The organism is Sulfitobacter sp. HI0027 (genome assembly GCF_001634775.1).
Taxonomy (GTDB): domain Bacteria; phylum Pseudomonadota; class Alphaproteobacteria; order Rhodobacterales; family Rhodobacteraceae; genus Sulfitobacter.
This window is the reverse complement of sequence record NZ_LWER01000153.1, coordinates 21355-27711: the sequence shown is the minus strand read 5'-3', so window position 1 is coordinate 27711 and position 6357 is coordinate 21355. Positions and strand designations below refer to the sequence as shown.

The following is a 6357-nucleotide window of genomic DNA, read 5'->3' as shown; positions in this document are numbered from 1 at the left end:
CGTGGCGCGGGGTTTGGTCTGTGTCAAAGATCATATCGCCTGCCCTATGGTCACCCGCAGGTCTTGACCCCGCCCCGCCCGGCGGGCATCACAAGCCATGCTGATTTTCAAGATATTCCGCGCAGACGAATGGGCTGCGCTGCGCAAGAACGGGGTCTCAGACGGGGCGCCGATTGATGTCACCGATGGCTACGTGCATTTCTCCACCGCCGAACAGGCCGAAGAAACCGCCGCCAAGCATTTCAAAGGCGAAGAGGGTCTGTTCCTGCTCGCTCTTGAGGCCGAAAGCTTGGGCGATGCGCTGAAATGGGAGCCGTCGCGGGGCGGCGCGCTTTTCCCGCATCTCTACCGCCCGCTCAAGATCGAAGACGTGGTCTGGGCACAGCCCCTGCCCTTGGTGGATGGCGCTCACGAATTCCCCGCCGGTCTGGGCGCAGCAAGCGCATGATGCCGGTGATCGAAAAAATGGGCCTTAACGCGCTGCACCGGATTGACCCCGAAGCGGCGCATGGGCTGGCGATCCGGGCTTTGCGGGCGGGCCTGGCCCCGGCCCCCGGGCCGCAGACCTCTGCACGCTTACACACAACGGTTGCTGGGCTGGATCTGCCGAACCCCGTCGGGCTCGCGGCGGGATTTGACAAGAACGCGACCGCTGTGGCTCCGCTGAGCCGGGCTGGATTTGGCTTTATCGAAGTGGGCGCCGCCACGCCCTTGCCCCAACCCGGCAATCCGCGCCCGCGCCTGTTTCGCCTGACCGAGGATCGCGCGGCGATCAACCGCTTTGGCTTTAACAACGATGGGATGGAGGCGATCTGCGCCCGCCTGTCACAGCGCGGCTCTGGCGTTCCGGTGGGGCTGAACCTCGGCGCGAACAAGACCAGCCCCGACCGCGCTGCCGACTTTGCCCGGGTAATGACCGCCGCACGCAATCACGTCGATTTCGCGACAGTCAATGTCTCGTCCCCCAACACTGAGAAGCTGCGCGATCTTCAGGGCAAGGTGGCGCTTTCCGCCCTGCTCGAAGGGGTAATGGACGTGCGCGGCGCCACGCCCGTTTTCCTGAAAATCGCCCCCGATCTCAGCGAGGCCGAGATTGAGGATGTGGCCGAGGTTGCCCAAAATTCGGGCGTTGCTGCCATTATCGCGACCAATACCACGCTCGAGCGGACGGGTCTTGCCAGCGCCCATGCGGCTGAGGCGGGCGGCCTGTCCGGTGCGCCGCTGTTTGAACGGTCGACCCGCGTTTTGGCGCGTCTGGCGGGGCTTACGGATATTCCCTTGATCGGCGTTGGCGGGGTGTCGGACGCCGAAACCGCCTATGCCAAAATCTGCGCGGGTGCTTCGGCGCTGCAACTCTATACGGCGCTGGTGTTCGGCGGCCTTGGGCTGGTCCGCGAGATCACCTGCGGGTTGGAGACACTTTTGGCCCGCGATGGTTTTGCCACTGTGGCCGACGCGGTGGGCAGCAAGCGCGAGGATTGGCTGTGATTACCCTTTGGCACAATCCTCGCTGCTCAAAGTCCCGCCAGACCTTGGCCTTGATCGAAGAGGCTGGCGCCGCGGTGAGCCTCCGTCGCTACCTCGAAGACGCGCCGACGCGGGAGGAAATCATTGTCGCCCGCGACGCGCTTGGCCTGACGGCGATTGAGATGATGCGGACCGGCGAGAAGGTTTTTAAAGAGCTGAACCTCACCAGTGACAGCCCCGAAGACGCACTGATTGACGCAATGGCCGTTCATCCCATCCTGATCGAACGCCCCATCGCCTTTACCCAAAGCCGCGCCGTGATTGGCCGCCCACCAGAAGCGGTGAAGGCGCTGCTCTAACTCGCCGCGCGCTCTAAGGCCGGATAGCGCAGTCCGAGTGTGATGCCCCGCACCACGAAGGACACCAAGAGCGAAATCCACAGCCCGTGATTGCCCAAACTCGGCACCAGCAGCAGCGCCACGGCGACATAGAACAGAAACGAGACCAGCATCATATTGCGCATATCGCGCGACCGGGTGGCCCCGATAAAAATTCCATCCAACATATAGGCCGCGCAGCCCAAGATCGGGGCCGCAACCATATAGGGCAAATAGACCCGCGCGAGGTCTTGCACCTGCGGTGCCTTGGCCATCAGATCAATGATCCCCCCGCCCGAGACGGCAAAGACCAGCGCCAGCACCAAGCTGACCAGCAGCGCCCAGGCGGAGGTCAGCACCGCCCCGCGCCGCAACACCTCGCGCTGCCCCGCGCCATAGGCCCGGCCAATGATTGCCTCGGCGGCAAAGGCAAAACCGTCCAACCCGTAGGAGGTGATCATCAGGAATTGCAGCAACACCTGATTGGCCGCCAGCGTCACATCGCCCAAGCCCGACCCCATGAAGAGGAAGGACACGAAGATCGCCTGCAACAGCAGTGAGCGGATCAGGATGTCGGTATTCACCCGCATCATGCGCGTCCAGCGCGGTCCGTCAAAGACCTGCACCCAATCGCGCCAGGCAGGTTGCGCAAACGCGGCACGGCAGAACCACAGCCCCAAGGCCGCCCCGCTCCATTCCGCGAGGAAGGTGGCAATCGCCACGCCCTCGACACCCCAGCCAAGGCCCAGCACGAACCACAGGTCCAGCAGAATGTTCAGCCCGTTCATCCAGACCTGCAGCACCAGCACCGCACGGCTGCGCTCCTGCGCGATGAGCCAGCCGGTGATCGCATAGATCGAGATGGCAGCAGGCGCGGACCAGATGCGGATCGCCATATATTGCCGCGCCAGCCCCTCCACCTCCGGTGATCCGGGGGCGAGTTGAAACGACGCCCAAAAGAGCGGCAGTTGCAGCGCCATCAGCGCCAGTCCGGCGCCCGCGCCGATCAGCAGCCCGCGTGTCAGCAGCGCCGCGACCTCGCCCTCTTCGCCATTGCCCGCCGCCTGCGCGGTCAGGCCAACGGTGCCCATCCGCAGAAAGCCGAAAATCCAGTAAAGCGCCGACAGGATGATCGCCCCCAGCCCCACCGCGCCGATGGGTGCCGCGGCCCCCATCTGCCCGACCACGCCGGTATCGACCGCGCCAAGGATCGGGACGGTGGCGTTGGAAATGACAATGGGAACGGCGATCTTAAGCACGCGGCGATGGGTCACCACATCGCGCGCCACCAGCGTGCCACGCTTAACCGCGCGCACCTCTGCCTCGCTGAGCGGCTCGGCTTCGGCTTTAAGGTCAGCCACGCCGCTGCGGCATCAGGAAATGGCCCGTGGCCTGAGCGAAAATGCGGCTGCGGTTGTCCTGCCACGCCTCAACATGAACAGAGGCATAGCGCCGCCCCGACCGGTTGATCCGCGCCCGTGCATAGGCATCGCGCGGCAGACCGGAGCGCAGGTAATCCACGGTGAAATCGATCGTTTTGGGCAGCCGGGGCAAATGATCGGCATCCAGATTGTCCAGATCAAGCGCGCCGCTTTCCATGTCCTCCCAGATCAGCCCCCAGCTTAGGGTGATGATCGCGGTCACCTCCAAAAACGCCGCCGTTGCCCCGCCATGCAGCGCAGGCAGGATCGGGTTGCCGATCAACTGTTCGGAAAAGGGCATGATGCCTGTCAGCTCATCCCCACGACGCTCAAACTCGATGCCCAGAAAGCGGATATAGGGCACACCTTCGACCATGGCGCGCAGCACCCCGTCGCGGCGTTGCTTGATCACCTGAGCCGGCTCTGGCTTGCGATGTTTGGTCATTTGTGGCCCTCCACAGTGAAGGTTCCTGTGGCGGTGGCCACGAAATTCTCGGCGTCCTCATCCGTCGCCGTCGCGCGCACAAAGGCGACCGAGCGGGTGACGTGATAGCAGGTCGCGCGGGTGGTGATCGTTTGGCCCGGCGTGGCTGCGCGCAGGTATTCGATCCGCAGATCCATGGTGGCGGTGGCCGAGGGATTGCTGGGGTGGCTCATCACCGCCGCGCCACAGCAAGTGTCCATCAGGGCCGAGACCGCCCCGCCGCTGATCACGCCTGTTTTCGGGTCACCGATGAGCTTTTCATCATAGGGCATGGTGATAACGGCAGAGCCATCACCCAACTCCTGTAGCTCCATCCCGAGCGCCATGGAATGGGGCAGCGCCTGAATGAACTGTCGCGCCATTTTCAACTTGTCTGACATGCAGCCCACCCCTTTGCGTCTGGTTTTGACCTTTATCATGGGGGGATGGCGAAAGGGCAAGACCACCTGTTGCGCATCCCCGCGCGTGACCATAGTTTGCCTGAAGGGAGTAGATGCTTTGGACGATGAACGCCTGACATTCAAAGAGATGTGCGCGGCATTTGACGTGACGCCACGGACGTTGCGCTATTACGAGTATATCGAATTGCTGCAACCGCACCGCGAGGGGCGCTCTCGGTTCTATGGCCCGCGCGAACGCGCCCGGATGAAGCTGATCCTGCGCGGCCGCAAGTTCGGCTTTGCGTTGGAAGACATCCGGCAGTGGCTGTTGATCTATGAAAAAGAGGGGACCGAGGCGCAGATGCGCACGTGGGTCACCATGGCAGATGGTCAGCTAGAAGAACTGGCCGAGCAGCGCCGCCAGTTGGACGAAGCCATGGCGGAACTGCAAAAGCTGCGCGACGACACCGCCGCGGCAATCGCTTCGAACGAGGGCTGACCCGCAGCCTCAGCGGCCGCCGGGCTGCGACAACTGCGCGATCAGCATCTGCAAATCCGCGGTGATGCGGATGAGGTCTGAAACCACATCTGGGCTCGCATCGCCCGCCAAATCGAATGCGCTGTTCTCGATGGTTTCGGAAGCGGCTTTCAAATCCGCAACCACGCGTACGCGCGTCTGCGCATCAGAACCGTTGCCAGCCCCATTACCTGTCTGTTCTTGTTTTTGTGACATGCTTCGAACCTCTTTGGGTGAAGGACCCGCACCTACAGCCGGTCCGACGCAGGGTCATGTCACGCAGTCACGCGACAATGACGCGGGGTCAGCATACCGCCTAGGGCGGCCCTTCTTTCGGGCGGCGCAGCAGCCCCGCGCCCAAGCCCCGGATGGCGGCGGTGGTGCGGTCGTTCACATCAAGCTTGGAGAAGATCCGCCGCACGATCGTATCGACCGTATGAGGCGAAATTCCTAGTATTTCGGCAATCACGCTGTTGCTCTTGCCGGTGGCGATCCACTCCAGCACCTCAACTTCGCGCGGGGAAAGGCCGAAATCGCGTGCCGATTGGCTTTCGGCCAAGGCGCAATAGCGCAGATGCGCGATTTGGGCCGCGCTGAGAAGTTTGTACAAGGCCCCCGGCGACAGACGCGCCTGTTTGGCGGCAAACCCCAGCCCCACAACGGCGGAATCCCCGCCCGGGCCATGCACTTTGAGGGAGATGCCGTCATTCGGGTAGCGCCGCATGAACCCCTTCATATAGAGGTCTTCCGCAGGGGTTAGTCGCGCCACGCCCGCCACATCCGACCAGTACAGCGGCATCACCTGTTGTCGGGCCAGCGCTTCGACAGGGCTTTCGCGCAGCTTCTCTACATCCAGAAATTGCGAATGCCACTGCGGCCCCTCCGCGCCGTTGCCGTTGAACTTATAGAGGATCGCAGGCGCGCCGGGGCTGTCCCCGTGATAGCTGACCAGATCAATCCCAAGCCCTTGATAATAGCCTAGACCACAGGCCAAAATACCCGCAGCGGAGGTGGCGTTCTGCGCGCAGTGGACCAGTTCGTCCAGCGTTTTCGGCCCGTTTTGATCGAGGTTTGCCATCTCCTACCCACTTTGATGCCCAAGCCCATCGGGGGCGGGGGCGCCCCGCCTGTCCCAACCTACAGGAATTCCCCGCGCATAAAGTGACGCAACGTATCGCTTACGTCAACGTCAACTCCCGTTGTATCAGCAAGGTCAGCCCCCAACTGAAGTCTCGAAACGACGATTGGAGAGTGAAGAGATGACCGCCGACACGCTGACCATTCGCCAGATGTGCGACGCTTTTGAAGTGACCCCGCGGACCCTGCGGTTCTACGAAGCGAAAGAGCTGCTCTTTCCGTTGCGCGAGGGCCAAAAACGCCTTTTTACCAAAAGCGACCGTGCCCGGCTCAAGCTGATCCTGCGCGGCAAACGCTTTGGTTTCAGCCTCGAAGAAATCCGTCAGTTGCTCGACCTCTATCACATGGGCGACCAGCAGCAGACGCAAATCGCCGCAGCCTATGAAATAGCCCGCGCCCGTCTGGCCGACCTCGAGTCGCGCCGCGAAGAGCTGAATGAAGCAATCGAAGACCTTAAAGACCAATTAAAATGGGGGGAAAAGATGATCTCCTCCATGAACCAACCCCGCCGCGCCGCTGAATAAACGCAGCCGAATAACCCCGGCGGCAAGGCCCGCACCCACATCCATAAAAA

The 6357-nt window shown here is 62.5% G+C and carries 10 protein-coding genes; 5 read left to right on the top strand and 5 right to left on the bottom strand.

What is annotated here, in order from left to right; genetic code table 11:
• Positions 1-97: 97 nt before the first annotated feature.
• Genes A3722_RS09895 through arsC form a run of 3 tightly spaced genes read left to right on the top strand, consistent with a single transcriptional unit; the run spans position 98 to position 1826 of the window.
• The gene (locus A3722_RS09895; RefSeq protein WP_067630142.1) at positions 98-448 is read left to right on the top strand and encodes a DUF952 domain-containing protein; all 351 of its coding nucleotides are present in this window, start codon (positions 98-100) and stop codon (positions 446-448) included.
• Complete coding sequence (locus A3722_RS09890) at positions 448-1488, top strand: quinone-dependent dihydroorotate dehydrogenase (protein ID WP_067630139.1); 1041 nt, start codon at positions 448-450, stop codon at positions 1486-1488. Before A3722_RS09895 ends, A3722_RS09890 begins: the two co-directional genes overlap by 1 nt.
• Complete coding sequence (gene arsC / locus A3722_RS09885; RefSeq protein WP_067630134.1) at positions 1485-1826, top strand: arsenate reductase (glutaredoxin); 342 nt, start codon at positions 1485-1487, stop codon at positions 1824-1826. Before A3722_RS09890 ends, arsC begins: the two co-directional genes overlap by 4 nt.
• Here arsC and A3722_RS09880 read toward each other — a convergent pair.
• From A3722_RS09880 to A3722_RS09870, 3 genes are read right to left on the bottom strand one after another with little or no spacing between them, the layout of a single operon-like run.
• Entirely contained in the window at positions 1823-3160 is a 1338-nt protein-coding gene (locus tag A3722_RS09880; RefSeq protein ID WP_201722003.1) for an MATE family efflux transporter, read from the bottom strand. The two genes, arsC and A3722_RS09880, sit on opposite strands and share 4 nt — an antisense overlap.
• 37 nt (positions 3161-3197) lie before the next feature.
• On the bottom strand, positions 3198-3710 hold the full coding sequence (locus A3722_RS09875) for a PaaI family thioesterase (RefSeq protein WP_067630112.1): 513 nt from the start codon (positions 3708-3710) through the stop codon (positions 3198-3200).
• Positions 3707-4129 carry a PaaI family thioesterase gene (locus tag A3722_RS09870; RefSeq protein ID WP_067630110.1) on the bottom strand — a complete coding sequence of 141 codons (423 nt, stop codon included), beginning with the start codon at positions 4127-4129 and terminating at the stop codon, positions 3707-3709. The genes A3722_RS09875 and A3722_RS09870 overlap by 4 nt, the downstream gene beginning before the upstream one ends.
• Before the next feature lie 118 nt (positions 4130-4247).
• On the opposite strand from A3722_RS09870, the gene A3722_RS09865 reads away from it, so the two are divergent.
• Positions 4248-4628 (top strand): MerR family transcriptional regulator, encoded by a 381-nt coding sequence (locus A3722_RS09865; protein WP_067630178.1) that lies wholly within the window; start codon positions 4248-4250, stop codon positions 4626-4628.
• A gap of 9 nt (positions 4629-4637) precedes the next feature.
• Here A3722_RS09865 and A3722_RS09860 read toward each other — a convergent pair whose 3' ends face one another.
• Both A3722_RS09860 and A3722_RS09855 read right to left on the bottom strand, forming a co-directional pair.
• Positions 4638-4862, bottom strand: a complete 225-nt coding sequence (locus A3722_RS09860; RefSeq protein ID WP_067630108.1) for a hypothetical protein — start codon at positions 4860-4862, stop codon at positions 4638-4640.
• Positions 4863-4962: 100 nt separating this feature from the next.
• On the bottom strand, positions 4963-5724 hold the full coding sequence (locus A3722_RS09855) for a helix-turn-helix transcriptional regulator (RefSeq protein ID WP_067630106.1): 762 nt from the start codon (positions 5722-5724) through the stop codon (positions 4963-4965).
• Between the two features lie 181 nt (positions 5725-5905).
• Between A3722_RS09855 and A3722_RS09850 the strand changes: the two genes are divergently transcribed.
• Positions 5906-6307: a MerR family transcriptional regulator gene (locus tag A3722_RS09850; RefSeq protein WP_067630105.1), complete on the top strand. Its 402-nt coding sequence runs from the start codon at positions 5906-5908 to the stop codon at positions 6305-6307.
• Positions 6308-6357: the final 50 nt, after the last annotated feature.